Source organism: Methanocalculus sp. (assembly GCF_029762515.1).
Classification (GTDB): domain Archaea; phylum Halobacteriota; class Methanomicrobia; order Methanomicrobiales; family Methanocorpusculaceae; genus Methanocalculus.
On the sequence record NZ_JARVGN010000533.1, the window covers coordinates 1 to 1,276 of the forward strand.

At 51.3% G+C, this 1,276-nt stretch carries 3 protein-coding genes; 2 read left to right on the top strand and 1 reads right to left on the bottom strand.

Features of this window, described 5'->3' with window-relative positions:
- Both QCH34_RS12890 and QCH34_RS12895 read left to right on the top strand, forming a co-directional pair.
- On the top strand, positions 1-580 hold a 580-nt coding region (locus tag QCH34_RS12890), incomplete at its 5' end, for a PP2C family protein-serine/threonine phosphatase (RefSeq protein ID WP_300334725.1).
- A gap of 6 nt (positions 581-586) precedes the next feature.
- Positions 587-751, top strand: coding sequence for a hypothetical protein (locus tag QCH34_RS12895; protein WP_300334726.1), 165 nt, complete (start codon positions 587-589; stop codon positions 749-751).
- On the opposite strand, the gene QCH34_RS12900 is transcribed toward QCH34_RS12895, so the two are convergent.
- Positions 752-1,276 (bottom strand): amino acid ABC transporter permease (locus QCH34_RS12900; protein ID WP_300334727.1); only part of this gene is annotated, 525 nt, incomplete at its 5' end. It lies immediately after the preceding gene.

The following is a 1,276-nucleotide window of genomic DNA, read 5'->3' on the forward strand; positions in this document are numbered from 1 at the left end:
CGGCCTTGTCATCGCAGATGTCTCGGGAAAAGGCGTCTCGGCTGCACTCTTTATGGCGCTCTCACGAACTCTTGTGAGGGCCAGCACAGCAGACGAGCCATCTCCTGCAACAGCTATCACCCAGGCAAACAGGCTCATCTATGAAGACTCAAAGACGAGCATGTTCGTCACCCTCTTCTATGCTATTCTGGATGCCAACAAGAAGACGCTCACCTATGTCAACGCCGGACACAATCCACCGGTCTTCCTGCGTGGTGACGATCATTCGATCACGCTCCTGAAAGCAGAAGGCATTGCCCTTGGCGTCATTGAGGATATCGAACTTGAAACCGTTGAGATACCCCTGCATGAAAATGATCTCCTCGTCCTCTATACAGACGGGGTAACCGAAGCAGAGAACAAAGACGATGAGCTCTATGGAGAAGAGCGGCTTGAGGCAGTGCTCGGAGGAATCCAGGGCGAGACGGCGGCCGGGATCATCGCCTCAATCATCGAGGATATCAGTGCATTTGCCGGGGATAATCCACAGTCTGATGACATCACCCTGCTCGTTATGAAGACACTCGGGAAGGAGGAGTAGAACAGCATGGAAGACTGGCTCTGCCCCCATTGTGAGAATGTCTTTGTTGTTCTTGATACCTGTGCAACCTGTAGCCCTGCATGCAGGGATACAGCAGTATGCCCCCGTTGCGGTGCAGTCCTCAGGCGGCCAGCCAGGATGGTCTTCTTTGCAGGAATGGAAGACGAATAATTATACTCCGCCAAACCCGGGAATTGCAATTTTCTTCTCTATCCTCGCGATAACCCGTCCTGCAACTGTTACAAGAGCAAGATAGAAGATTCCGATCAGAATGAAGACCTCAAAGAAGGCAAAATATTTCGTTGCAATAATATTGCCTGCCCCTGTGATCTCGACAACCGTGATCATGTATGCCAGTGACGAGTACTTGATCAGGTAGATGAACTCATTTGAGAGTCCGGGAAGTGATTTTCGCAAAGCCTGCGGGAGTATGATACTCCTAATCGCCTGCACCCTTGACATCCCAAGAGACAGGGCGGCAGTCATCTGCCCGGAGGATACCGATTGGATTCCTCCACGAATATATTCTGAATTATATGCACCATTACAGAGTATGAAGCCGATCACCGCCGAGGTAAATGCGGTGAAGGTGATCCCAAGAGACGGGAGACCGAAGTATATGATGAAGAGGAGAAGGAGGAGCGGGCAACCTTTGAAGAAGAGGACATACCCGTGGCAGAGCCTCGATACAAGCCG

Excerpts from the sequence above, each read along its gene's own strand:
- QCH34_RS12895 (WP_300334726.1), top strand. The coding sequence starts at position 587 with ATGGAAGACTGGCTCTGCCCCCATTGTGAGAATGTCTTTGTTGTTCTT.